This is a genomic window from Bacillus paranthracis, assembly GCF_001883995.1.
GTDB classification, from domain to species: Bacteria; Bacillota; Bacilli; order Bacillales; family Bacillaceae_G; genus Bacillus_A; species Bacillus_A paranthracis.
In genome coordinates this window covers 77,976-103,870 of sequence record NZ_MACE01000013.1, presented here as the reverse complement: position 1 = coordinate 103,870, position 25,895 = coordinate 77,976, and the positions used below count along the sequence as shown (strand labels likewise).

Genomic DNA, 25,895 nt, shown 5'->3' with positions numbered 1-25,895 from the left:
AAGCTTTTCTTTAAAAAGAAAAGCTTCTGATTTTATTTTTAATTATTTCTTGACCTGAAACGCTTTTCATAAATTATAACTAAAGAGAACCTCACGAGACCAATGTGAAAACGATACCTTGAATATAGGTAGAACTCGTGTATTTTAGAAAGTGGTGAAGAAATAATGAAATTAATAGCAATTGATTTAGATGGAACCCTTCTTTCAGGGAATAAAATGATTAGTACAGAGAATGCAAAAGCAATTCGAGCATGTCAAGAAGCGGGCCATGTTGTAGCGATTTGTACAGGACGTTCTATTGTCGATATTGAACGATTATTGTTAGAAGCTGATTTAGAGTGTCCGATCATTGCAGAAAATGGTGCACTTATATATAAAGATAAAAAAATGATGAAAAGATATCCAATTCAAAATATGCAGGCACTTAAAATAGTAGAATATCTTGAAGAGAATGGTTTATATTATCAACTTTATACAGATAAAGGCGTATATGTTCCAGAATATGGAGTGGAAAGTGTACGCAGGGAAATTGAGGATTTGAAAAATTCAAAAACAAATGTGGATATACAAGAATTAGAAACAATTGCAGCATTATACCTTGAGCATACAGCATTTCATAGTACGGAAAGTTGCAAGTCAATTGTAGAAACAGAAATACACGTGCATAAATTGTTGCCATTTTCTTATGATATAGAGAAATTAAAAAAACTAAAAGAAACATTTCTTCATAATTCAGATTTAGCAATTACATCTTCATATTGGCACAATTTAGAGATTAATCATCGAGATGCTCAAAAAGGGAATGGATTATACACTTTAGCTGAATATCTTAATATTTCAGTTGAAAATACTGTTGCGATAGGTGATGGGCTAAACGATGTTTCTATGATGGAAAAAGCGAACATTTCAATTGCAATGGGAAATGCTGTTGAAGAAATAAAAGCGATGTGTAAATATGAAACATTATCTAATGAAGAACATGGTGTTGCACATGCTTTATATAAATATGTAATGTAACATAAAAAGAAAAAAAGAATCCAATTGTTTTATTAAAAGGACAGATGATTAGTAAGTCCTATAATAAACAAGGGATTCAATAAAATGTTACACATTTTATTAAGGAAAGTACATCACTATTGAATAGTGGTGTATTTTTCTTTTAAAAGACCTCTACATGACCTCATTTACTACTACAACATTTGAGTTTTATCATAAATAATTTTATTGTAAAGTGACGAAAAAGTTGCTTGATTTACAATAAAGTCGTTTAAAAAATAATAAAGTTGCTAAAAAAATGAGAGTCATTTTAAGCTATATGTGATAAAATATACAAATCAAATTTAGGAGGAGTTATTTATGAAGTGCAATAAATATAATTGGGTACATTTAAAGAGGGAAAGCGTATCAATGACCCTATAAACTACGTCTACCCTCATTATTTATTGGAGGGTTAAATGTGAATACATCTCATTCACAGTCAAATTCACGTCATAATCAAGTTTTATTATGGCTTTGTGTTCTTTCTTTTTTCAGCGTTTTAAATGAAATGGTTTTAAATGTTTCATTACCTGATATTGCTAGCGATTTTAATAAGGAACCAGCAAGTGTAAACTGGGTAAACACAGCGTTCATATTAACTTTTTCCATAGGAACAGCTATATATGGAAAGCTATCGGATCAGCTAGGCATCAAAAAGCTACTCCTATTTGGAATTATAGTGAACTGCATCGGATCAGTTATCGGATTTGTTGGGCATTCGTTCTTTTCTGTAATTATTTTGGCTCGGCTTATCCAGGGCGCGGGTGCAGCTGCATTTCCAGCACTTGTGATGGTTGTTGTGGCGCGCTATATCCCAAAAGAAGATAGGGGTAAAGCATTTGGACTTATTGGGTCCATTGTAGCAATGGGAGAAGGTGTAGGACCATTTATTGGTGGAGTGATTGCTGAATATATCCATTGGTCTTATTTACTGCTTTTACCACTTGTGACGATTATCACTGTTCCATTCCTTGCAAAATTAATGAAACAGGAAGACGTAATAAAAGGCTCTTTTGATACTGTAGGGATAATATTCATGTCCGTAGGTATTGTATTTTTTATGATGTTTACGACATCTTATAGAATTTCCTTTCTAATCGTTAGCATTATATGTTTCCTGATATTTGTTAAACATATTAGGAAAGTATCTAATCCTTTTGTTGATCCTGCGCTAGGAAGAAATGTCCCATTTATGATTGGAATCATTTGTGGAGGACTTATATTTGGAACTGTAGCAGGATTTCTTTCTATGGTTCCTTATATGATGAAAGATGTGTATCAATTAAGTACTGCTGCAATTGGAAGTGGGATTATTTTCCCTGGTGCAATGAGTGTTATTGTTTTTGGTTATATTGGTGGAGTTCTTGTTGATAAGAAAGGCTCTTTATTTGTGTTAACAACTGGAGTTGCATTTCTTTCTATCAGCTTTTTAGTAGCTGCCCTTTTTATAGAAACAACACCATGGCTCATGACAAGTATATTAATTTTTGTTTTTGGAGGGCTTTCTTTTACGAAAACAGTTATCTCCACCATTGTTTCAAGTAGTTTGGAACAAAAGGAAGCTGGTGCTGGAATGAGTTTGCTTAATTTTACAAGCTTTTTATCAGAAGGAATGGGTATTGCAATTGTAGGTGGATTATTATCGATAGGTTTGCTAGATCGAAAATTGTTACCTATAAATGCTGATCCATCCACTCATTTGTACAGTAATATGCTATTTCTTTTTGCGGGGATCATCGTCATTAGCTGGTTGGTTACTATGAATATGTATAAGCGTTCAAGAAGAAATAGCTGAACTTGACTGGGCCGCTATTGTTGAATAAAACTTAGATTTTCAAATGACTTTATCGTTATTTTTTTTAGTGTAGTGAAATATCTTACATCAAAAATTAAACAACTTTAAGTATAACCCCGTCCTAAATTTAGAACGGGGTTATATTTATTTGAGCTTTTAAAATTTAATAACTTTATTGTTATTTTACATTTATACAATGAAAAAAATTCCGAGAAGTTATTCTTCATTAAATAACTAATTATTTAAACATTTCAAAATGACCTGTAACCCACTTTTGATGATTACGAGCAAGGTATTGTTCCGTCTGAATAAGTTTATCTACAAGTTCTTCTTTAGATAATTTCATATATTTACTTCTTACTTTTAAAATATTGCGACTAGGTGAAATGTTTCTTATAGTCGATTCATCAAATGTGGTTTGTGGTGCAGTCTTTTTCTTGTTTTGTTTTATTTTAAAAGTCTTACTATATTGTTTGTAATAAGAATACAGTTCCTCATTTCTTTTTATTGTATTAGAATGGATACCTTTTCCTGTTACATCAAGTTCTTTTGATTTCTCATGAATGTTTTTGTATGTTACAGGAATTCCATTTGAAATGAGAGTATCAATTGTCAACATACCTAATTGAATAGAACGATTTTTTCTTTGTTCGTGAACAGACCTCAACCAAGAACGACTACCAGAAGGTGTTAGATTTGATAACTGGTTCATATCTCTGTTCCTCTCTATATTTTTTGATTAAATCAATTTCTTTTAATTCAATTTTAGCTTGTTTCCGCATTTCTTTTGCTTTTCTTACTTCAATTTCGAGCCCAATTTTTTTGAAACGTTTTTCCATGTCCTCTGCAACCTTAATAGCTTCTAATAGTTCATGTTCTTGTTCTGGTTGTGGGATTTTTGCTTTGCACCCTAAACATGCCATCTTCGTCGGACATACATAATCTGTCACACAAGTGCCGCCTAAAACGTTATTAAAAACTCCAACTTTTTCACTATACTCTGTAAGTTCTTTTTGAAGTTCTACTGGACTTCGTAGTAAAGCATCATCTATGTCAATATAGCTAGAAATTACATCTTGAAGTTCACCGACCGATTCAGCAATTTGACTTGGAGTTGGAGCCGAATAGTATTCAGTTACCACTAAGTCTCGTTGATGCAGAATTTTCGCCAAAATATCAATAGGCATCTTTTGACGTTGTACAGCTTCTGTTGCAAATGCATGCCGTAACAAATGTGTTTTTACAATTACAGGAGAGCCCTCTTGTGTTTCAAATCTTAACCCGTGTAGTAGAAATCGAATACAGGCATACACTGCATGAATCTTAAAAGCTTTATGATTATATTGAAAATAATAAGGCTTTTCTCCTGGAAACAAGTGCTTTCTATCATGACGATATTCAACACTGGGAATTTTTCCTCCATAATGATCCTTTAGCATTCGTGAAACAGTTTGGATAATTTGCATTGTTTGTTTACTCACATAAAATTCTTCTACAATATCTCTTCCTTTTGGAATCGCATAAAATGAATAATGAAGTTTTTCTTTTACCAATTTAGTTTGTATACATTCTTTCGTGTTGCTAATTTGTAATAGTTCATTTATTCTTGCTCCTGTTGTTGTAAGAATATCTATCGCCAATAAACCAAATGTACATCCAGCATAAAAAGGTTCTACATCAAAAAAAACACCTTTTACATTATTCCTATAACGACCTAAAAAAGCAGAAAAACTAATTATATCTTTATGACCACTAGCAAACGGAGGGGATTTACTTTCAGAATTCTTATCCATATACCCCCACAATTTTAGAAAGTCTTGTTTTTGTTTTATTTCTTCTTTGTTGGCCCTTTGAAATAAATTTCCTAGAACATCATTTTCAATTAAATCAGTAAACCATAATCCATCTACTTCGTCATCTTCATCTAAAGGTTCAGATTTTACAAATTCTAAAAAGTGGTGATTATTATTTTTCGAATAGGTTGATTTACGTTCTTGTGCTTGTTTAACTACTGTTTTGGGGAAGTATTCTTCGTGGTGTAATACAAATGACTGCTTATCCCATAAACGAAAATAAAAACGTTCTCCAATTCGTGTCGGTTCTTCGTAATGAAATTCCAGTGGAAGAGATAAGTTTTGTTCCTCAACACGTTCTATTGTTTTTTGAAAACTTTCCCTTATACGTTTTATTTGATTCCAGCGGAAATGGGCTTCCGATCGGATTTTGGGTAGAAAAGGAACTATAGCATCTGTTTCATCTTTCCGACTATTTTGTGCCTGTTCCGTCGCTAATTTTTCAAATAGAAAATCATTTGAGTTAAATAAAGGTATAGGAAAAAGAAATTGCTCAAAATATTCTTGTTGTTCGATTGATAATTTATGAGTTAACCACTTTTTCATTTGAGAGGAAAGTGCTCTATAATTTTTAAAAAAACTCATTCTCATAGAATTGGAATGTTCGGGATAAATTGTTCCTTTAAAATATTTATACAAATGTTCCATAACATCAAATTCTGACATCGTATTCAAGTTAAATGCTAAAAAAATATCTTGGAATCTTGGATTAGCATTTATTAATGTATTTCTAATTGTATGCGAATCTAGATTTTTATCCGCACTAGTAAGTATCCCTAATAAGAGATGATTTGCCCAAGGTTTATTAACACAAGCACTCAAGAAATACTTTAAGTTTCTTTCATCTAATTTATCTAAAAGAAAAATACCTCTTGAGTCTTTTAAGTGAAGAATTTTTCCGTCCACTTTTTCCTTTAACTTATCATACCATTCATTATTTGGTACATCTCTAATTATTGTTGACATACTTACTCCAACCCTTCTAACAGTTCTTGTAAATCATGATCTATTTCTTTTTGGACTTCAATTGTTGTATGTTGGAATTCGATGTTTTTCTTCATTTTTTTACTTTGTTCATATTCGATTTCATTTTTTTGCATATTTTCAAACATTTGGTCATGTGATTCTCGATGTTTTTCCTCATCGAAATAATGCTCATACACTCTAATGGTATCTGGATTTTTCCATTTCATATACTTAATAAGTTCATTCTTTCGTTGGTGGATTTCGGAATCATATTTAGAAATGTTATGAATCTCTCTAAGTCTAGTTGTGACAAACCAATGCCTTGCTTTATGTGGATTCAACTTAATATCGCCATTTGTCATTGCTTTGTTCCAATGATAGTACCAAGCATGATACGTTAAAGGTGTACCAAACTCTGAAAGGAATATAGGAGCTTCATCAGATAGTTGTTCATAATTAAAATGGTTTATATCATATTTCATTCTTTCGGTATTAATATATTGAAAAAGGCGTTTTACAGTGTCTTTGCTAAATCGAAGAAACTTTACCTTTCTTCCATAGCTACCTTTACTGAATGTAATGACTTCTTGATGACTTTTTCTTGAACGATAATCTCCAATTGTTAATTCAATGATTTCAGAAGCCCTAGCTCCAGTTTCAAAAAGCATTCGTGATATAACCGTTTCTCTTTGAGACCAATTTATATTTTTCCCCGCTTGATAGACTTGAAAGGGTAAGTGGGGATCGTCAATAATCTTAGGTTGCCATTCATCATTGATAATTTTGAAATAAGAATCCGTTAATCTACGATGTTCTAAAGGTTCTTCTGTTCCGCTAATAGCGGGCATGCGTGGTTTGTCCTTTCTAACACCTTCAACATGACTACGATAGTCATTGAGAATTGCTTCGGAATCTATTAATGGATTAGGATGATTATACTCGTCTAAACGAATAAGCGATTTATAGAATGATTTAATCGCAGATAAAAAAAGATTTACGGTATTGGGGCTTTTGTTTGTTAGATTAACAAAGCAAAAACTATCCTTTTCACGAACTCTACATTCCATTTCGCTTTTTAAATAATCTTCAATGGCTATTCGTATAATTTCTGGTGAATCATCCCATTTCACATGTCTTTCTTGATAGTTGCTATGCTGTTCTAACCAATAAAAAAAAGGTAACAGACATTGTAAATAAGATAAAGCTGAACTTTTCGATATTCTTCCTATACTATCTTGGTAAAAGTCCGTTAAAGGCAAAAATGGTTCATTATTACTATTAAAAACTAGCAATTCATATCGACTCTCAACATCCTTCGGACAATATGCATAATAATATCCTTGGCCCATTGTGCAAATCACCTTCCAGCAACTTTAAATAAAATTAATCTTCTAACCAGTTGTAGAGTGCAATCTTTGATTGGTATGTGTTTTCTGCTTTGTTTTGCATCGCATCGTAGTCTTGCTGTGTAAGATCAGATAAGTGTTTGTTTTGTTTTTTAGGTATTTTAACGAGAAGAGTAGTTGGACTCCAATTTTCACGAATCGCTTTTTTAATAAATCCATCAGGGTTTTTCACTTTTGTAGTAGACTGCTGCATAATAAGTAGTATTTCTAAAGTACGTTTAATTCCAACAATAGATAAGACTGAATGAATTTCTTTCGTAGGTGAGGTAAGTGTAACAGCTTCGTATGCTAATTTTATTAGCGTAGCTTCTTCATTTTCAAATGACTTTATGTGGGATTCTTGATGGGGTTCTTCTTTTGTGGGAACGATCTCTGTAATATGAAGCAAATCACTTTCAAGTATCCGCCATCCTTCTTTATCACTATTGCGATATGAATTAGGCAGCTTACCAGAACGTATCCACCTTTTAATCGTTTCTTCATGCTTCCCTATGAGGGAGGACACTTCTTTGACTGTGTATATTTTCATAAACACACCTCATTAAAAGTTTTTGTTTCCAGAATATTCTATTTTAATTATACAAAAATTGAATGCTGTAGTAAATCTATTTTTTTGTTGTGGTAGCAAATGAGGTCATAAAGAGGTCTTCTAAAAGAAAAATACACCACTAGAAATTAGTGATGTATTTCCGTTAATAAAATGTGCAACATTTTATTAACATAAAGGCTTATAAAAGCTTTGTGTGTTAGAACCTACTTTAATATTACATAGTAGATTCTTTTTTTCTTTTTATTAGGGGTAAGGTATTCTATGAGATTCATAGAAGCCTTATTACATTTTATTATATAGAATATATTGGAATAAATGTTTATATTTTTCATGATAATTGTGAAAATTTTATGAACTTTATATGTAATGTATTTTTATATTGCTACTAGTGTGTATAAAACTATGTCAAAACTTAACGAATGTAAGGATGTTAAGGAGAGTTCATGCAACATAAAAGATCATGATTGGCTCAGCTAATAATCAGTCGGAGATGAATAAAACTTACTAATTAGAGTTTCAATTTGCATGCATATATTTTTTGTTTTTAATTGAAAAATAAAATTTGTTCGAATAATTATTCTTCAGCTATATACCTACAGGCACATTCTTCGTATAATGGAGAAGTATGAATTTAAAGTTTGTATGAATTTTACATATTGAGGTGAAAAAGGAATGAATGCGCGGCTAATGGAACTTATTGATGTGAGTACAATAGAAACCATGGCAGAACAATTTTATCAATTAACCAACATATCACATCAACTTCTTGATGCTGAAAAAGAATGTATATTTTCATTTGGAATAAATGAAAAGAAAATATGTAAACTTCCCAAAATTGAAATCCCCATTTTTTTATACAATCAATATTTAGGATCTTTTGTTGTATGGTCTCAGAAAAGCGAAATTTTCAATTCCCAAAAATACTTTGAAATGCTTTCAAATCTAATTATAGGTGGGGTAATGAAAGGATTTCAAAATAAAAATACAACGTTACTTACTCGAAAAGAGGAGGAACTACATACAATCTTACAAAACATGCCTGTTATGGTTGATGCACTTGATTATAATGGAGATTTTGTTTTGTGGAATCGCGAATGTGAAATTGTAACAGGATATACTGCGGAAGAGGTAATTGGAAATCCAAACGCACTTCGCTTACTGTATCCTGATCATAATTATCGTCACGAGATACAAAAGAAATTTTTGGCTCGTGGAAAGAACTTTAGAGATTGGGAAATGCGCTTAACATGTAAAAATGGTGAAATTAAAACGATAATGTGGTCCAATATATCAGAACAGTTTCCTGTAAGTGGATTTAGTTATTGGGCTGTTGGTGTAGATATTACACATTTAAAAGCAATAGAAGAGAAATTAATACAACAAACGTCTGAATTGGAATTAATTTTTCAAGCTTTACCAGACTTATGTTTCTTAACAGAAGATGACGGCACAATTATTGATTATAAAGCAGGATCCCCTACAAAATTTTACGTACCCGCAGAAGCTTTTATGGGAAAAAAGTTTTACGATGTCTTACCATCTCCAGTAGCACAGCAGTTTCAGGAAGCCATTAGTCAAGTGAAGGAAAAAGGAACGAATGTAATAGTAGAATATCCACTTACACTTAATGGCAGTGTTGACTTCTTTGAAGCCAGGTGCTTACCATTATTACAGGATAAAATTATGATTATCGTACGCGATATTACAGAGCGAAAAAAGACAGAAGAATTGCTAAATAAATCAGATACGCTTGCAGCAATTGGACAATTAGCGGCTGGTGTAGCTCATGAAGTAAGAAATCCGTTAACTGTAATTAAAGGGTTTATTCAATTATTCCAAATTAATAAAGAAGATCAAGAAAAATATTTTAATCTTATGCTTTCTGAAATTGAACGGATAGAAGCAATCCTTCAAGAATTTCTATCCATTGCTAAAACGGATGAAATAAATACAGAAAAGAAAAATATTTATCAAATTTTTAAAAATGTCGTATCGCTAATGAATACAAAGGCAATTATGACGAATATTCAAGTTGAACTATTTACAGATACCAAAGATATAATCATTGAATGCTCAGAAAATCAACTGAAACAAGTATTTATTAACATTTTGCAAAATTCAATCGAAGCTATGCCAGATGGTGGGAGAATTTCAATTCACATAAAAGAAATAGGCAAAGATGGTATCATTATTAGTGTAATTGATAAAGGAATAGGAATACCTGAAGAACGAATTAAAAGATTAGGTGAACCATTCTATAGTACGAAAGAAAAAGGTACCGGTATTGGATTGATGTTAAGTTATAAAATTATTGAAAGTCATCAAGGGAATATAAGTATTATGAGTGAGGTTGGCGTCGGAACAACAGTAACGATTTACTTGCCAAAAATTCAGAGTAAAAAGCCTTTATCAAATTATGATGATAGATTAGAATCAATACGTTCAATTATTAATTCTTAAATACCCAATAACGAAAAGTTAAGCTTTTCGTTATTGGGTATTTTTGTATTTAATTTAGAAAACTTTACCTTTTCTTTAGATTTGCTTTAATTTCTATTAAGTTTTTATCAATATATTAGTATTTGTGCAAAGTAATGTATAGAAAATGTGCATTACTTTTAATATATAGATTCAATTATTAATAGAAATACAGTAAGGAGGAGATTATGACAAGGTGAAAAAACAAGAGAAAAAAAGCGGTAGAGCAGTACCGATGCGGTTAAACATTTTATTCTTATGTGTATTTATATTGTTTTCTGCCATGATTATACAATTAGGTAAAGTACAAATTATTGATGGTGAGACGTATAAAAATGAAGTGGAGAAGAGAGAAAATGCAACCGTAAGCCTTTCTGTGCCGCGGGGGAAAATATTTGACCGAGAAGGGAATCCAGTAGTTGATAATAAGTCTTTACGTACAATTACATATACAAAGATGAAAGGTGTAAAATCAGAAGAAATATTAAAAACAGCAAGACAACTTGCAGACATAATTGAAATACCAAAAGAAGATATAGATAAACTAACTGAGACGGATAAGAAAGATTTTTGGATGCAATTAAATCCGACACTAACCGAAAAATTAGTATCTAAAAAAGAAATAAATAGGTTCAGAGATAAAGATATTACCGGGAAAAATTTAGATAAAAAAATTGAAGAGTTAAAAAGAAAACGAGTTACGGATAAAAATCTTCAAGATTTAACAGATAAAGATATAAAAGTGTTAGCTATTAAAAGTAAGATGACTTCTGGTTATCAAATGGCTCCACAAATTATAAAAAAAGACGTTAGTGAAAAGGAATTTACTATAATTAGTGAAGGTTTAGCAAATCTCCCAGGTGTAGACGTGTCGGTTGATTGGGAGAGAGTGTATGTGAATGATGGATTATTCCGATCCGTTCTTGGAAATGTTTCTAATTCTGATGAAGGATTACCAAGTGAACGATTAGATTATTACTTAGTACGTGATTATAGCCGAAATGATAGGGTTGGAAAAAGTTATATCGAGCAGCAATATGAAGATGTACTTCATGGTACAAAAAAAGAAGTAAGAAGCGTTGCAGATAAACAAGGTACTACAATTAGAACGGAAACAATTTCTGAGGGAAAGAGCGGTAAGAACTTAACTTTAACGATAGATATGGAATTACAGAAAAAAGTAGAAGAAAGTATAGAAAAAATATTAAAGGCATATAAAGGATCTGAATCTATGTTGGACCGTGCTTTCGTTGTAATGATGAATCCGAAAAACGGACAAGTATTATCAATGGCTGGGAAAAGACTTGTAGAAAAAGACGGGAAAACAGAAATTGAAGACTATGCATTAGGTACAATGACTAGTTCATATGAGCTGGGATCAACAGTTAAAGGTGCCACAGTTTTAACTGGATTTGAAACGAAAGCTATAACACCAGGTACTTATTTTTATGATGCACCTATGAAGTTTAAAGGTACTAGGGAGAAGAAATCTTGGAAAGAGTTTGGAAACATTGATGATTTAAGAGCGTTACAAGTCTCTTCAAACGTTTATATGTTTCATACAGCATTAAAAATTGCAGGTGTGGATTATGTGAAAAATAGTTCATTAAATATTAAACAGGAATACTTTGATAAAATGAGGTACTATTTCAGACAATTCGGATTAGGTGTTCCAACGGGTATTGATTTACCGAATGAAACAGCTGGACAAATTGGTAAAAAAGATAATCAGCCGGGTTTCTTATTAGATTACTCAATTGGTCAGTATGACACGTATACACCACTTCAGCTCGTACAGTATATTTCAACAATTGCAAACGGTGGATATCGAATGAAGCCACAAATTGTACAAGAGGTAAGAGAGCAAACGTCGCAAAAAGATGAGATTGGTAAAGTGGTGCATGCAGTAGAACCAATTGTTTTAAATAAAATTGATATGAAAGAGGAATATATAAATCAAGTAAAAGAAGGATTTAGAAAGGTATTCCAAGAAGGTGATGGAACGGGAGTAAGGGCGTTCCAAAAAGCATCTTATAAACCAGCAGGTAAAACAGGAACAGCACAGACAGTTTACGGTGGAGAAAGCGATATTGGAAGAAATGAAAAGGGCGAGAGAAGAGAATGTTATAACTTAACGTTAGCAGGGTATGCGCCATATGATAATCCAGAAGTAGCATTCTCTGTAGTTGTGCCGTGGGTTATGAATGATAAATCTGGTATTAACTCTGATATTGGAAAAGAAGTTTTAGATGCTTATTTTGAATTAAAAAATAAGAGATTGACTGGATAAATTTTACAAATAGATAGCTCTCAAGAAGGTTAAAACATATGAAATAATATAGAAACTAGAGTCATTTAATTTAGGGATAGATTCAAAATGGGTGATAGAAAGGTAAAATCATTCTATCAATTGTTCACGTTTTATAAAATAAATCATATATTGATAGCATAGGACAAGCTGAAAAGCTTATTCTAACCTCACAGAACACTCCTTATCACGGTTAGGCATCTACTTATGTAGATGCCTTTTTTAATTAAATAACTGACAATTATTTATCAATCTAAAGTAGCAAGTATATTAGGACTATTAGGGGAAGATTGACGGTAATCATTACAGTATGATTAATAAGAGTGTTGAAATGTAAGGAGTGAGAAAGAAGTGCTAAATATTTTAATGATTAATTTTCCAGCAGAGGGACATGTAAACCCGACATTAAGTTTAGTCAAAGCCTTTACTGAACGGGGGGATCACGTACACTATATTACTACAGAACACTTTAAAGGCAGAATTGAAGATTTGGGAGCTACTGTATATACCCATCCAGATTTATTAAAGGATATTTCTATTGATACTGAAACTTCATATGGATTGAACTCTTTCTTTCATGTACATGTTCAAACTTCTTTATATATATTAGAAATTACGAAACAATTATGTGAAAGCATTAATTTTGATTTCGTAATTTATGATATATTTGGTGCTGGAGAGTTAGTAAAGGAGTATTTACAAATTCCAGGCATAGTTTCTTCTCCTATATTTTTAATTCCTACTGAATTTTTGGAGACTTTACCTTTTCATCCTAATGCAGAAATACCATTCCAACCTGATGAAATTTCTGAACAGTTACTATATCGAATGGAACATGAATTTGGACTAAAGCCTAAAAACAATCTTCAATTTATGCATAACAAGGGAGATATTACTCTTGTGTACACAAGTCGTTACTTCCAACCTAATAGCGATTTGTTTGGAGAAAATAACATTTTTATTGGACCAAGTATTTCAAAGCGTAAAACAAATGTAGAGTTTCCACTTGAATTGCTTAAAGGTAAGAAAGTTATTTATATTTCAATGGGGACACTGCTTGAAGGACTTGAACCATTCTTTAATACTTGTATTGATACTTTCTCAGATTTTAAAGGGGTAGTTGTAATGGCAATTGGTGATAGAAATGATCGTTCTAAAATTAAGAAAGCGCCAGACAATTTTATAATTGCTTCATACGTACCCCAATCAGAAATATTAAATGAAGCAGATGTTTTTATTACACATGGCGGCATGAACAGTGTACACGACGCTATTTATTTTAATGTCCCATTTGTCATCATTCCACATGATAAAGATCAACCGATGATAGCACAAAGACTAACTGAGCTGGAAGCCGCACATAGGTTATTGAAAGAGCATGTTAATGTACAAAGTTTAAAAGAAGCGGTAACAGACGTACTTTTAAATGAAAAGTATAAGCATGGTATACGAAAACTGAAGGATAGTTTTTTAGATTGTGGTGGTTCAAATGAAGCAATCACAGTGATTACATCTCTTTTAAATAAATAGTGTGGGTAATATAAAAGCATAGAGGCTCAACCTTTATGCTTTTATATGATTATCCCGCAAACTGCACAGCAGTATTTGCATGTAAAAAAGCAGTATCAAAAACAGGAACAGTAAGGTCGTTTTGGGAAATGAGCAACGGTATTTCGGTGCAACCTAGTAGTATACCTTCTGCGCCATTTTGAATTAATGATTTTGTAATTTGTAATAGCTTTTCTTTTGATGTTTCTGAAATAATTCCTTTACTTAATTCATTTAAAATAACATGATGAATAAAATTTCTTTCCTCTTCATTTGGGATGATTGTCTCAATGTTATAGTTTGCTAGACGTGATTTATAGAAGTCTTGTTCCATCGTTTGTTTCGTACCCAATAATCCGATACGCTTTATATTCTGTTCTACCATTTCTTTAGCACTTACATCACCTATGTGAAGAAGTGGAATGGATATTGCACTTTCTACTTCTTCAGCAAATAGATGGACCGTATTGGAACACATTAATAAACATTCAGCTCCGGATTTTTCAACCTTCTTTGCAACAGTAACTAATTCGTTTTTCACTTCTTCATATTGATGATTTTGTAATAAAGTCGTTACTTCACCAAAGTCCATGCTATATAAAACAAGCTTTGCATTTTGGTCGTATTGAGAGAGTGTAAGTGTATTAATATGTTTATAGTATAATGATGTAGATTCCCAACTTAGTCCACCAATTAAACCAATTACTTTCATCGTATATTCCTCCCGTAACTATTTTGAATTCATTATTTCATAATTCCGATAAGAATACAATGATTTAAATGTACTATTAAACAAAAAATAAAAATAATTAGAAAAGTGTTGAAATTTATACTTTTTAATGCCATAATACGAATTACAAATTAATACTTATCCAGAGAGGTGGAGGGAACGGCCCTATGAAACCTCAGCAACCCCTATGTAAATGTATAGGAAGGTGCTAAGTCCGCGGAGAACACGATGTGTTTTTTGGAAGATAAGAGGATTCTTAAATGTGAAAGAAAATGACCTCTTATGTAAGAGGTCATTTTTTGTTGTATAGAAAGGGAGTGTCGATGCATAATTCATTTTCAAAATAAATATAGAGTAATAAAAGTTGACTATTAAGAGGGGGGAATTGTTATGAACAAATTATCAACAAAATTAGTAGTGGCAATCGGAATTGGAGCAGCATTATACGGGATATTAGGACTTTGGGGATTTTCTATTGCACCAAATACATTTATTAAACCTGCATTAGCTATTTTAACCGTTTTTGGAGCGTTATTTGGTCCAGTGGCAGGACTGTTAATAGGACTTATCGGTCATACCGTAACAGACACAATCGCTGGCTGGGGTATTTGGTGGGGATGGGTTATTAGTTCAGGCATTATTGGCTTTGCAATGGGGTTCATTCAAAAAAGAGTTGGCTTTAGTGTGAAAAACGGGACATATAATAAGGGAGATATTTCTTATTTAGCCATTACTGGCTTAATTGGAATTGTCATTGCTATTATATTTGCTGGGGCATTCGATATTATTGTAATGGGAGAACCGTTTGACAAAATTGTTATACAAGTGTTAGGTGCAACAATTGCTGACGTTATTGTATTTTTAGTTCTTGGATTGCCAATTACAATAGGCCTAGCTAAATCGAATAAGAAACATACACATTTAAAAATTGAAAAGTAGGGATATTAAAATGCAACCAATTATTTCTTTTGAACAATTCAACTTTCAATATAAGCATGCAGCGCAGCCTACTGTGAAAGACATTACATTTCATATATATCCTGGGGAAAAAGTGCTAATTGCTGGACGAAGTGGTTCAGGGAAATCAACGTTAGCTCATTGTATGAATGGGCTAATCCCATTTTCTTATGAAGGGGCTAGTACTGGTAATATTTTAATTGCTGGAAAAGATCCGAGGAAAAAGAGTGTTTTTGAACTGAGTAAACATGTAGGCACAATTTTGCAAGATCAAGATGCACAATTTATTGGTCTTACAGTAGAAGAAGATGTAGCCTTTTATTTAGAAAATGAATGTGTAAATCAGGATGAAATGAAAAAGATTGTCTCGGAGTCATTAAAAAAGGTAGGGATGCATACTTTTCATAAACAAAGTCCGCATGAATTATCTGGAGGGCAAAAACAAACTGTTTCTTTAGCGGGTTTGTTAACAACAAATGCTCCTATATTATTGTTCGATGAACCGTTAGCAAATTTAGATCCAGCTAGCAGCTTACATACAATTGAACTTATTAAAAATATACATAAGCAATATAATAAAACAATTGTAATTATTGAACATCGAATAGAAGAAATGTTAAATCTGGATTTAGATAAAATTATTTTAATTGATGAAGGGGAAATTGTTGCGATAGGGGCACCAGATGAGATTTTAGCGTCAAATATATTACCCTCAATCGGATTAAGAGAACCTATGTACATAGAAGGATTAAAAAGATTACATTTTGATAGTAATAATGACGTAATATATCCACTTGAAAATCTTCATAAGGAAAGTATTAGTGGCGTAATAAAAGAGTGGATGGAGAAAAAAGCTTTTTGTAAAGATACTCCTACAAAAAAAGAATTATTGAAAGTAGAGAATTTATCATTTTCATATCCTAATAAACAAAAAGTATTAGAGAATGTAAAATTATCCATATATGAAGGAGAAATTGTAGCACTTTTGGGCCATAACGGAGCTGGAAAATCAACATTAGCTCATAGTCTTATAGGAATAAACAAAACAAAAAATGGAAGGATTTTAATTGATGGAGTAAATATCAATTCTTGGTCTATATGTAAACGCGGTGAGATTATATCTTATGTCATGCAAAATCCAAATCACATGATTACACAACCTACTGTTATAGAAGAGGTTTCATTCACATTAAAATTAAAAAAGGTTTCAAAGAAAGAAATTAAGTTTAGAGCGGAGGAAGCGTTAAAAATTTGTGGTTTGTATCCATTTCGAAATTGGCCAATTCAGGCGTTAAGTTATGGACAAAAAAAGAGATTAACGATTGCATCTGTACTAACAGCAAATCCAAAACTTATCATATTAGATGAACCGACAGCGGGACAAGATTATTATCATTATAAACAGTTTATGTCGTTTATTAGAAAATTAGCTAAAAAGGGAATATCATTTATTTTTATCACACACGATATGAATCTCGCATCAGAATATGCGGACAGAGCAATAGTTCTACATGAAGGGGAAATTATTGCGAATAATACCGCGTCTACTGTATTAGGGCATCCAGAAACATTAAAAAGAGCGAACTTAAAGGAGAGCTCTTTATTCAAACTCGTTAAATTTAGTGGTATTGCAAATCCTGAAAAATTTATGGAACTTTATTTTAATGATATTAGGAGGGAGGAAGGTGTATAATACATATTTCCATCGCATGGACGGAGCAGTGAAATTGTTGTTATTTATTTTTGGTATGACGCTTACCTTTTTATTTTTTGATTTTCGCGTATTGCTATTCGTATTTATAATTGGATGTATCGGACTTTTAGTTGCTAAAATTCCATTTCGTAAAATTTTCATTGTTTTTACTGTTATATTTACATTTAGTTTATTAAATTCTGTCATGATCTTATTTATTACACCAACCCATGGATCTGAATTAACTGGATCGTATACTTCATTTATGTATATTGGATATGCAACAATTACATACGAAACATTATTTTATGCAGCTACACTTTCGTTAAAGTATTTTACGTTATTACCATTTACACTTATTTTTATTTATACGACTGATCCAAGCAAATTTGTGAGTAGCTTAAGTAAATTTCGAATTCATTATAAAATTACTTATGCGATAAATATTGCATTACGTTATATACCTGATATTCAGTCCGAATATAAAGTTATTAAACATGCCCAAGAGGCGAGAGGAGTAGCTTTCGAAAAAGGAGAAGCAAGTTTATGGATCCGCATGCAAAACCGTGTCTTAATTTTTTGGCCTTTAATTATTCATTCTTTAGAGAGAATCGATACAGTTTCAAACGCAATGGATTTAAGAGGGTTCGGAAAGAAGGATACACGTACGTGGTTCTATACAAATAAAGCGAAAAGCCAGGATTTCATTGCTTTATTTGTAGGTATTTTTATTTTAATTGCTGCAGTATATGTAAAGTTACATGTATTTCAAAATTTTTGGTATCCATTTTAAAGCACTCTCAAATGAGTGCTTTTACTTATTTTTATATAGACATGCTCAAAAAAGGGATATTTACATAATGTATAATACGAACCAGTTAAAATGATCAACTACCTATTAGTTTTCAAACCAAAAGGAGGAGAAAATATGAGTTACGGTGGTTCTTGTGGTTTTGGTGGAGGTTTCGCTTTATTAGTTGTGTTATTTATTTTATTAATTATCGTTGGATGCAGCTGCTGGGGCGGAGGGTACTAATTTTTAGTTAGTCTCCACAAATGTAAAACTAAAAAACATAGAAGATACTTATGTATCGAAACAGATAAAAAAGGAGCATAATTGCTCCTTTTTTATTTATTGTTAGATGCGTTTGTATTACATTTCGGAAATGTAATTGTCAAAGTAGTACCTTTATTCATAACGCTTCGGATTTTTAAATTACCTTGCATCGTTTCAATGATCTTAACAGCAACCATTGTACCTAAACCTGTACCTTTCGTTTTTGTACTAAAATACGGTTCGCCAAATCGATTTATTTGCTCTTGTGACATACCAATTCCGCTATCTTCAATTCGTATGATAACTTTATTATTACTAATAGAAGAGGAGATATTTAAAGTACCGCCATTAGGCATTGCTTCAATACCATTTTTTAATAAGTTTAAAAAACATTGCTGAAAGTGCTGTTTATTACCAACTATTGTTGCCGTAGAGAAATCTTTTGTAATATGTATTGTATTCATATTACATAAAGGTAAGATCATATTAATAACTCGATTTAATTCTTGTTCTACTGAAATCTCATCTAATTTTTCTGAAGCAGGTTTGGCAAACGTTAAATAATCATCAATAATTCCTTGGGCGTGATGTAATTCTTCCAGTATATGCTTAATATACTCGTCTCTTGATTCTGGAGTTAAATTTGGTGTTTTTAAAAGTTGTGTAAATCCTTTTACAACAGTTAAGGGATTTCTTACTTCGTGCGATATACTAGCAGCGAGTTGGCTAACAATCTCCATTTTTTCCATTTTAATTAACTTCGATCGCATGCATACTGCATCTTTTAAAACTTCATTAAAATAAACTACAAACAACATTAAAACGGTTGGTAATATTATGAAATAAATGATGTACAAATTATTCACTTCAAAATCTGATAAAGTTAATACAATTACAGTTGTAAATATTGCTAAGAAAAATGTTAAAAACATTGCATAAGCTACTTTAATTTTTCTATTATACGTATTAAATTTTGCGGATGCGAATGCTGTAATGATAAACATTGTTCCATACACTACTATTGTTAACATACTAAATCCATAAAATGAAAATCTTGTAATTAATAAAATAGCAAACAATGTTATACCGACAGGGAAGCCACCATAAAGCGTACCTACTATAACCGGTATTTGTCTTAAATCATGAATACAATTTTCATCCATATAGATAGGATAGCGCATACATAAAATAAGAGGGATACTCGTACAAAGTATAATAAGTAGTTTTTTATATTTCTTCAAATTGCGCCCGCTATCATATATAAAATAAAAAATAAATATGCTACTTAAAATGTATAGAAGGTTATTTAACACGTGTTGATTGATATACACAAAGTTCATAATATTTGCCTCGTTATTTTTAATTTCCTTTTCATATATATTATCATGATAATAGTATAAACTATATATTTGTTTGAATAATATAGATTTATATCTTTTTAGTATTCGACACGTTTACCCACTCTTCATAAAATTCTTTAACTGATGCATATCGTTCGGTTCGATTTTCATTTACTGCGCGATACGCTATTTCATATAAATCCCTACTTGCTTCCCATTTTGTAAAGGAGCGATCTTTTCCACCACCTAAAATCGCGAAAGCCATTGCCCCCATATTAAATACATTTGTTCTCGAATCAATTATAGCGTTTAGCTCAAATTCTTCAGGAGACATAAAACGTGAGGAACCCCATAATCTTCCCATTTTATTTACGTATGGTTTTTTAGAATATAAATCAATATCACAAATTTTCGTTTCATTTGTATTAAAATTATACATAATACTACCATCATAAAAATCTATCGCTACATATTTTTTCTTTTCGACATATGTATGGAAAGAAAAAATGGAATTTAAGGATTGAACTCGTTTTCTAACAGGTAAATGCTTAAATTTATAAAATGGAGAGTTTGGATTTTTATATTTTTCAGGAGGCGGGAAACTCCAGTGCGAATGAAGACATTCACCATCAAACCAATCGAAAATTAATACATATCCAAATTGAACTGGAAAGTGTTCAATTAGTTTTATAAGCGAGTTGTGTTTTAATTCCTCGTATAGGAAAACTGAATTTTTCAAACGTTCAATAGCGTCGTTTATTGTTCCTTCGTATGCAATTGTTTGTGCCCCTGCGTATTTAATGAATTTTTTATGGCCATTTTTTTCAACACCAAAACTTATATTACCTGAATCTTGCTGGTCAAAAACTGCAAATACGGTTCCTAATTTCAATAGCCAATCAAAATTATGATGTTCTTTTAACTGGAATGTAACTTGATTTAACTGAATTTCAACTGGAATATCTTTCATATTATACCTCGCATTTATTATAATTAAGTTATATATTTCAGTATTCGACACGTTTTGTAAAAATCCTATGTGAATCACATGAAATTTATATAAATATAATAATAAGTAATTATAAAAAGGGGGATAAAATGGAACAACAAATCGTTATTAAACCATATGAAAAAGAGTGGCACGAAGAGTATTTAATAGAAAAAGAGAAATTTATTTCTTTATTCGGGGAAGATTGTATTGCTATTGAACATATAGGGAGCACATCTGTACAAGGGTTAGGAGCGAAACCTTTAATTGATATGATGATTGGCGTAACAGATTTGCAAATTATCGAAAAGTGGATTGGTGATCTATTAAAAATCGGATATGAGTATGTTCCAAAAGAAACACCTAATTGGCGTTTTTTTAGAAAGGGAAAATGGAGAGCAGGTACTCATCATTTACATGTTTATATTTATAATAGTGACGAATGGAAAAACAATCTTTTATTTCGAGACTTTCTAATAAAGCATGAATGGGCACGTAAAGAATATAGAGAACTAAAAGAGAGACTTGCAGCTACATATCCTTTTGATCGTGTTTCTTATACAAATGCAAAAGCACCATTTATTCAAAAGATATTAGAATTAGCTAAAACTCAAAAGAATTAACATTACAGATTTTTATCTGAAAAAATTTAAAAAATCCCTTCCTGCGTTATTTATAGGGAGGGATTTTTTCTTTTGTCATAACGATATACATCTAATTATTGGAGACAGATTAGTTTATTTATTTCGATATTTCTAGTACATTGAAAATATTAAGGGGGAATGAAGCAATGAAAGCAATTTTACATCAATATAAAAAAGGGGTAGAGGGGTTAGAATATAAGTTTTTATCTGAAACAAATCCTAATGCCGGGGAAGTAAAAGTAAAGTTAAAAGCAGCAGGATTAAATCATAGGGATTTATTTATTATAAACAATAGAAAAGAAATGGATCTACCGTTAGTAATAGGGTCAGATGGTGCAGGTATTGTTACAGAAATAGGAGAAGGTGTTTCAGCTGATTTATTACAAACCGAGGTCATTATTAATCCTAGTATTGGATGGGATAATATTGCCGAAGTACCAGAGTTACCAGAGGTGTTAGGGGGACCAAAAGATGGAACGTTTGCTGAATATGTAATAGTGCCCGCTGAAAATGTAGTAGGAAAACCGTCATATCTTACTTGGGAAGAGTCTGGCGTTCTATCTTTATCGGCACTAACTGCATATAGAGCGCTTTTTACAAAGGGTAGATTAAAGCGTGGGGAACATGTTTTAATTCCTGGGATAGGCGGCGGTGTAGCGACATTTGCTATGTTATTTGCAAAAGCAATTGGCGCAAAAGTAAGTGTTACTTCAAGGGTAGAGAACAAAAGAAAATTTGCCGAAGCATATGGCGCAGATTTTTCTTTTAATAGTTCTGGAAATTGGGAAGAGAGTTTATGCGGAGGGAAAGTAGATTTAATAATTGATAGTATAGGTCCAGCAACATTCTTAAAATACTTTGATGTATTAAAACCGAATGGGAGAATTGTTAATTTTGGTGCAAGCTCCGGAGATAAAATTGAATTACCTTTACGAGCGTTATTTTATAATCAAATCGATATTATGGGGACATCTATGGGTAGCAGTGAAGAATTTAATGAAATGATTAAGTTTATAGAGAAATATAAGATTAAACCAATTATGGATAAAGTTTATTCGTTAGAAGAAGCGATTCAAGCGTTAAGACGTATGGAGCAGGGAGAACAGTTTGGTAATATCGCTCTACGTATGGAATAAAAATATGATTTAATAACCTATGTTTTTATATGTATATGTTATGTAATATATACACTTTTAGTTAGTGGGTTATATGATTTTAAAGGTTTTTCCATCATATATATTTTTAATGCGTGTAAATAGTTACATAATTGTCAAATGAAAAATAGTAACATGAATAAAGTGAAAATCTAAATGTGTGTAAATGTTGTATACTGTGTAAATCAAGTAAACTTGTATCTTAATTTCAAGTGAAATAAGAAATTATAAGGAGAGAGTAATGTGAATTACGCAGTATTTCAATGGATAAACAATTTAGCAGGTACATCTGTACTCTTAGATAAGGTAATGATTGCTATTACAAATAGTGCTGCATATGTGGCTATTCTATTCATGCTTATCTTATGGTTTCATAACGGAAAGAAAGAGAATGCGATAAGAAAACAATATACAGTGTTGTATACGACACTTTCAGTAATAATTGCATTGCTAGTAAATGTTTTTATTCATTTAGTATACTATCATCCACGTCCTTTTGTATCATATGATGTGAATCAATTAGTACCCCACGCAGAAAACTCATCCTTTGTTAGTGATCATTCTGTACTTGTATTATCGATTGCATTCATGTTTATTCTTAGAGGAGAAAAGTTAAGATATATCGCACTTTTGTGGGCAGTATTAGTTTGTATATCACGTTTGTATGTAGGTGTTCATTTTCCTTTAGATGTAATGGGTGCGGCTGTCATAACGATTTTAACAAGCTGTTTATTATTGCAGAAAAAACGTATTTTTGAACCAATAGCAAAACTTGTTTTCAAAATGTATGCATTCGTAGCGAAACGAATTCGTTTTTTAGAGAAATATAACCATGTAGCTTAAATTTCATAACTAGCCTTTTATAGTTTAGGAAAAAATCCCCCTTTGGAAATTCAGAGGAGGATTTTTTGTTGTATACAAGTGAATAGATTACTTGCAATAACAATTTGAGTGTTATGCAAAAAAAAGAATGAATATTCTTAAATTTCACGTACTGTATTTTAAGTATTTAAATAACTGACAATAACTATAACTAGTTTCACACTGTTTTAAAGGAATTCATACGAAAACTTCGAAACATATAGTATTGAAAGTAAAAACTACATATTTTGTAGCACATCTTTGTAGTAATTAATGGTGAAAGAAAGGAGCGAAATATGCATAAACTTCAAACGAATAAAGGCGCGCGGTATTTTATGATTGCTTTTATTGTTTTGTTTCTTATTATGCTTTTGCGTTTTTTCTATATTCAAGCAGTAGGGGTCGTGCATAATGTGAATGTAAAGGATCTTGCAACTGAACAACATAATAAAAATGGTGTTTTGGAAGCGAATCGTGGCACGATTTATGATCAAACTGGAAAAGTGCTCGTTCAAGATTCAACAACGTATCGTGTTGTTGTGAATTTGAAAGGTAATGGCAAATTGAAAAATAAAGATGAAACCGCAGCGCAATTAGCTGATGCGCTTGAAATTAATAAAGAAGATGTGTTAAAGAATTTCCATGAAGGGCGTACGCAAGTTGAAATCGGAAAAGTTGGCCGGAATTTGTCTAGGGAAAAGAAAGAACAAATTAAAAAATTGAAAATCCCAGGTGTTTCTTTTATGCCTGAGAAAGCAAGAGTGTATCCAAATGAAGATTTTGCATCTTATATACTTGGTTTTGCTAGACCAGACGATAAAGGAAATACAGAAGGGAAGTTTGGGCTTGAAAAAAGTTTAGATAAATATTTGCGCTCGACAAATGGGAATATAGAATATGTGGGAGCGCGAGGAGGTATCCCGCTTACAAATGATATAGGAAAAATAGAACCTGCTAAACATGGAAATAACGTATATCTTACGCTTGATAAACAAATTAATAGTTTTTTAGAAGAAGCGATGAATAAGGCGCAAGAGCACTATGATCCTTCTATGTTAGTAGGTATTATAGCGGATCCAAAGACGGGGAAAGTTTTAGCTATGTCTAGTAAACCTAGTTTTAATCCTAATAAAGGGGATATTGAATACTTTTTAAATGATCCAATCGCAAATGCATATGAACCAGGTTCAACGATGAAAGTATTTACGTTAGCTGCAGCAATTAATGAAGGTGTATATAACGGGAAAGAATATTTTCAATCCGGCAAGTATTCAGTAGGTTCATCTGATATAAAAGATCATAATGGTGGATTTGGATGGGGATCTATTACATTTGATGAAGGTTTTGAAAGATCATCAAACGTAGCTTTTTCTATTTTAGAAGATCAGTTATTAAAACCAAATAAATTTAAGCAATATATGAACAAATTTGGTTTTAACCAAAAAACGGGAATAGATTTACCTGGTGAAAGTAAAAATACTTTATTATTAAATACACAAATTCAACAAGTAACAACTTCTTTCGGACAAGGTTCTACAGTAACTCCAATTCAATTAATCCAAGCTGCAACCGCTATAGCAAATGACGGGAAAATGATGCAACCATATATCGTTGACAAAGTTGTAAATCCAACAAACAAGCAAGTTATTATGGAAAATCAACCGAAAGAAGTTGGCAATCCGATAAAAAAAGAGACTGCGGACAAGGTAAGAGACTTAATGGAGCGTGTTATTACGTCTTCAAAAGGTACAGGTACAATGTATAAAGTCGATGGTTACCCAATAGGAGGCAAGACAGGAACAGCGCAAATTCCGAATCCTGAAAATGGACGATATATGGAAGGAAAAGAAAATTATATTTTTTCATTTTTAGGTATGGCTCCAATTGATGACCCAGAGTTAATTGTATACTTAGCTATTAAGCAGCCAAAGTTAAAGGGAGATGAATATGGAGCTCAGCCACTCGCTGAAATATTTAAACCAGTTGTGAAAAATAGCCTTGAATATTTAAAGGTGAAACCATATACAGAACAACAAATGACCGATGCAACGAAAAAATCCCAATTAAAAGTGCAAAACTATGTGAATCAATCAATAGATACGGTAGAGAATAATGTAAAAAAAGAGAAACTCCAACCGATAATTTTAGGAGAAGGAAAAATTAAAAAACAATATCCGCAGTCTGGTGAAGTAATGAGCGAAGGTGATCGTATATTTTTATTAGGAAACAACGCAACAATGCCCAATTTACAAGGTTGGTCCATGCGTGATGTTATGTATTTTTCTAAACTATTAAAATTAGATTTAAAAACTTCAGGTACGGGTTATGTAACAAATCAAAGTATTGAAAAAGGACAAGCTATACAAGAAGGCGATATATTAGAACTAGAATTAGAACCACCGTTACAACCGTTAGCAGAGGCAAATACAAATTAATTCAGGAAATATGAAGGGTCTATATAATAGACTCTTTTTTTTATGATTCAAGTAATTTCACGCACCGTAATTTTTAGGGGAAATAATAAACTTA

At 31.8% G+C, this 25,895-nt stretch carries 21 protein-coding genes and 1 riboswitch; of the genes, 14 read left to right on the top strand and 7 right to left on the bottom strand.

Going from position 1 to position 25,895, the window contains the following annotated elements; genetic code table 11:
• Positions 1 to 165: 165 nt before the first annotated feature.
• From BAQ46_RS04395 to tet, 3 genes are all read left to right on the top strand, one after another.
• On the top strand, positions 166 to 1,017 hold the full coding sequence (locus tag BAQ46_RS04395; RefSeq protein ID WP_000766401.1) for a Cof-type HAD-IIB family hydrolase: 852 nt from the start codon (positions 166 to 168) through the stop codon (positions 1,015 to 1,017).
• Positions 1,018 to 1,356: 339 nt separating this feature from the next.
• Positions 1,357 to 1,419 carry a tetracycline resistance efflux system leader peptide gene (locus tag BAQ46_RS31645; protein WP_106081929.1) on the top strand — a complete coding sequence of 21 codons (63 nt, stop codon included), beginning with the start codon at positions 1,357 to 1,359 and terminating at the stop codon, positions 1,417 to 1,419.
• A gap of 37 nt (positions 1,420 to 1,456) precedes the next feature.
• Entirely contained in the window at positions 1,457 to 2,833 is a 1,377-nt protein-coding gene (tet, locus tag BAQ46_RS04390) for a Tet(L)/Tet(K)/Tet(45) family tetracycline efflux MFS transporter (RefSeq protein ID WP_001097891.1), read from the top strand.
• A 238-nt stretch (positions 2,834 to 3,071) separates the two neighbouring features.
• Here tet and BAQ46_RS04385 read toward each other — a convergent pair whose 3' ends face one another.
• The 4 genes from BAQ46_RS04385 to BAQ46_RS04370 are packed head-to-tail and all read right to left on the bottom strand — an operon-like array spanning position 3,072 to position 7,587.
• Positions 3,072 to 3,545 carry a hypothetical protein gene (locus BAQ46_RS04385; protein ID WP_001072817.1) on the bottom strand — a complete coding sequence of 158 codons (474 nt, stop codon included), beginning with the start codon at positions 3,543 to 3,545 and terminating at the stop codon, positions 3,072 to 3,074.
• Complete coding sequence (locus BAQ46_RS04380) at positions 3,511 to 5,652, bottom strand: site-specific integrase (protein ID WP_000104012.1); 2,142 nt, start codon at positions 5,650 to 5,652, stop codon at positions 3,511 to 3,513. Before BAQ46_RS04380 ends, BAQ46_RS04385 begins: the two co-directional genes overlap by 35 nt.
• 2 nt (positions 5,653 to 5,654) lie before the next feature.
• Entirely contained in the window at positions 5,655 to 7,001 is a 1,347-nt protein-coding gene (locus tag BAQ46_RS04375) for a tyrosine-type recombinase/integrase (protein WP_000529730.1), read from the bottom strand.
• A 34-nt stretch (positions 7,002 to 7,035) separates the two neighbouring features.
• Positions 7,036 to 7,587, bottom strand: coding sequence for a helix-turn-helix domain-containing protein (locus BAQ46_RS04370; RefSeq protein WP_000708737.1), 552 nt, complete (start codon positions 7,585 to 7,587; stop codon positions 7,036 to 7,038).
• A 693-nt stretch (positions 7,588 to 8,280) separates the two neighbouring features.
• On the opposite strand from BAQ46_RS04370, the gene BAQ46_RS04365 reads away from it, so the two are divergent.
• The 3 genes from BAQ46_RS04365 to BAQ46_RS04355 all read left to right on the top strand — a co-directional run bounded on the left by BAQ46_RS04365 (position 8,281) and on the right by BAQ46_RS04355 (position 13,924).
• Positions 8,281 to 10,068, top strand: coding sequence for a PAS domain-containing sensor histidine kinase (locus BAQ46_RS04365; protein WP_071741674.1), 1,788 nt, complete (start codon positions 8,281 to 8,283; stop codon positions 10,066 to 10,068).
• Between the two features lie 214 nt (positions 10,069 to 10,282).
• Positions 10,283 to 12,376, top strand: coding sequence for a peptidoglycan D,D-transpeptidase FtsI family protein (locus tag BAQ46_RS04360; protein ID WP_061130313.1), 2,094 nt, complete (start codon positions 10,283 to 10,285; stop codon positions 12,374 to 12,376).
• Positions 12,377 to 12,745: 369 nt separating this feature from the next.
• Positions 12,746 to 13,924, top strand: a complete 1,179-nt coding sequence (locus BAQ46_RS04355) for a macrolide family glycosyltransferase (RefSeq protein WP_071741673.1) — start codon at positions 12,746 to 12,748, stop codon at positions 13,922 to 13,924.
• 49 nt (positions 13,925 to 13,973) lie between these two features.
• Here the strand turns inward: BAQ46_RS04355 and BAQ46_RS04350 are convergent, their stop codons facing one another.
• On the bottom strand, positions 13,974 to 14,654 hold the full coding sequence (locus BAQ46_RS04350) for an aspartate/glutamate racemase family protein (RefSeq protein WP_000864406.1): 681 nt from the start codon (positions 14,652 to 14,654) through the stop codon (positions 13,974 to 13,976).
• Positions 14,655 to 14,807: 153 nt separating this feature from the next.
• Positions 14,808 to 14,923, top strand: a riboswitch (SAM riboswitch).
• A 139-nt stretch (positions 14,924 to 15,062) separates the two neighbouring features.
• Between BAQ46_RS04350 and BAQ46_RS04345 the strand changes: the two genes are divergently transcribed.
• From BAQ46_RS04345 to BAQ46_RS04330, 4 genes are all read left to right on the top strand, one after another.
• On the top strand, positions 15,063 to 15,611 hold the full coding sequence (locus tag BAQ46_RS04345; RefSeq protein WP_001038200.1) for an ECF-type riboflavin transporter substrate-binding protein: 549 nt from the start codon (positions 15,063 to 15,065) through the stop codon (positions 15,609 to 15,611).
• A gap of 10 nt (positions 15,612 to 15,621) precedes the next feature.
• The gene (locus tag BAQ46_RS04340) at positions 15,622 to 17,322 is read left to right on the top strand and encodes an ABC transporter ATP-binding protein (RefSeq protein ID WP_071741672.1); all 1,701 of its coding nucleotides are present in this window, start codon (positions 15,622 to 15,624) and stop codon (positions 17,320 to 17,322) included.
• Positions 17,315 to 18,115 (top strand): energy-coupling factor transporter transmembrane component T family protein, encoded by an 801-nt coding sequence (locus tag BAQ46_RS04335; protein WP_000282909.1) that lies wholly within the window; start codon positions 17,315 to 17,317, stop codon positions 18,113 to 18,115. The genes BAQ46_RS04340 and BAQ46_RS04335 overlap by 8 nt, the downstream gene beginning before the upstream one ends.
• 135 nt (positions 18,116 to 18,250) lie before the next feature.
• On the top strand, positions 18,251 to 18,358 hold the full coding sequence (locus tag BAQ46_RS04330) for a YjcZ family sporulation protein (protein ID WP_000120182.1): 108 nt from the start codon (positions 18,251 to 18,253) through the stop codon (positions 18,356 to 18,358).
• A 92-nt stretch (positions 18,359 to 18,450) separates the two neighbouring features.
• Here the strand turns inward: BAQ46_RS04330 and BAQ46_RS04325 are convergent, their stop codons facing one another.
• Together BAQ46_RS04325 and BAQ46_RS04320 are read right to left on the bottom strand one after the other, a co-directional pair.
• Positions 18,451 to 19,719 carry a sensor histidine kinase gene (locus BAQ46_RS04325; RefSeq protein ID WP_001012258.1) on the bottom strand — a complete coding sequence of 423 codons (1,269 nt, stop codon included), beginning with the start codon at positions 19,717 to 19,719 and terminating at the stop codon, positions 18,451 to 18,453.
• An 88-nt stretch (positions 19,720 to 19,807) separates the two neighbouring features.
• Positions 19,808 to 20,689: a protein kinase family protein gene (locus tag BAQ46_RS04320; RefSeq protein ID WP_071741671.1), complete on the bottom strand. Its 882-nt coding sequence runs from the start codon at positions 20,687 to 20,689 to the stop codon at positions 19,808 to 19,810.
• Positions 20,690 to 20,817: 128 nt separating this feature from the next.
• Here BAQ46_RS04320 and BAQ46_RS04315 point away from each other — a divergent pair, with 128 nt between their 5' ends.
• The 4 genes from BAQ46_RS04315 to BAQ46_RS04300 all read left to right on the top strand — a co-directional run bounded on the left by BAQ46_RS04315 (position 20,818) and on the right by BAQ46_RS04300 (position 25,801).
• On the top strand, positions 20,818 to 21,330 hold the full coding sequence (locus BAQ46_RS04315; RefSeq protein WP_000437686.1) for a GrpB family protein: 513 nt from the start codon (positions 20,818 to 20,820) through the stop codon (positions 21,328 to 21,330).
• Between the two features lie 167 nt (positions 21,331 to 21,497).
• On the top strand, positions 21,498 to 22,487 hold the full coding sequence (locus BAQ46_RS04310; protein WP_000644319.1) for a zinc-binding dehydrogenase: 990 nt from the start codon (positions 21,498 to 21,500) through the stop codon (positions 22,485 to 22,487).
• Positions 22,488 to 22,748: 261 nt separating this feature from the next.
• A complete protein-coding gene (locus tag BAQ46_RS04305; protein WP_001104979.1) occupies positions 22,749 to 23,348 on the top strand; it encodes an undecaprenyl-diphosphatase in 600 nt (199 codons plus the stop codon).
• Between the two features lie 314 nt (positions 23,349 to 23,662).
• The gene (locus BAQ46_RS04300) at positions 23,663 to 25,801 is read left to right on the top strand and encodes a penicillin-binding protein (protein ID WP_000549357.1); all 2,139 of its coding nucleotides are present in this window, start codon (positions 23,663 to 23,665) and stop codon (positions 25,799 to 25,801) included.
• The last annotated feature ends 94 nt before the right edge of the window (positions 25,802 to 25,895 follow it).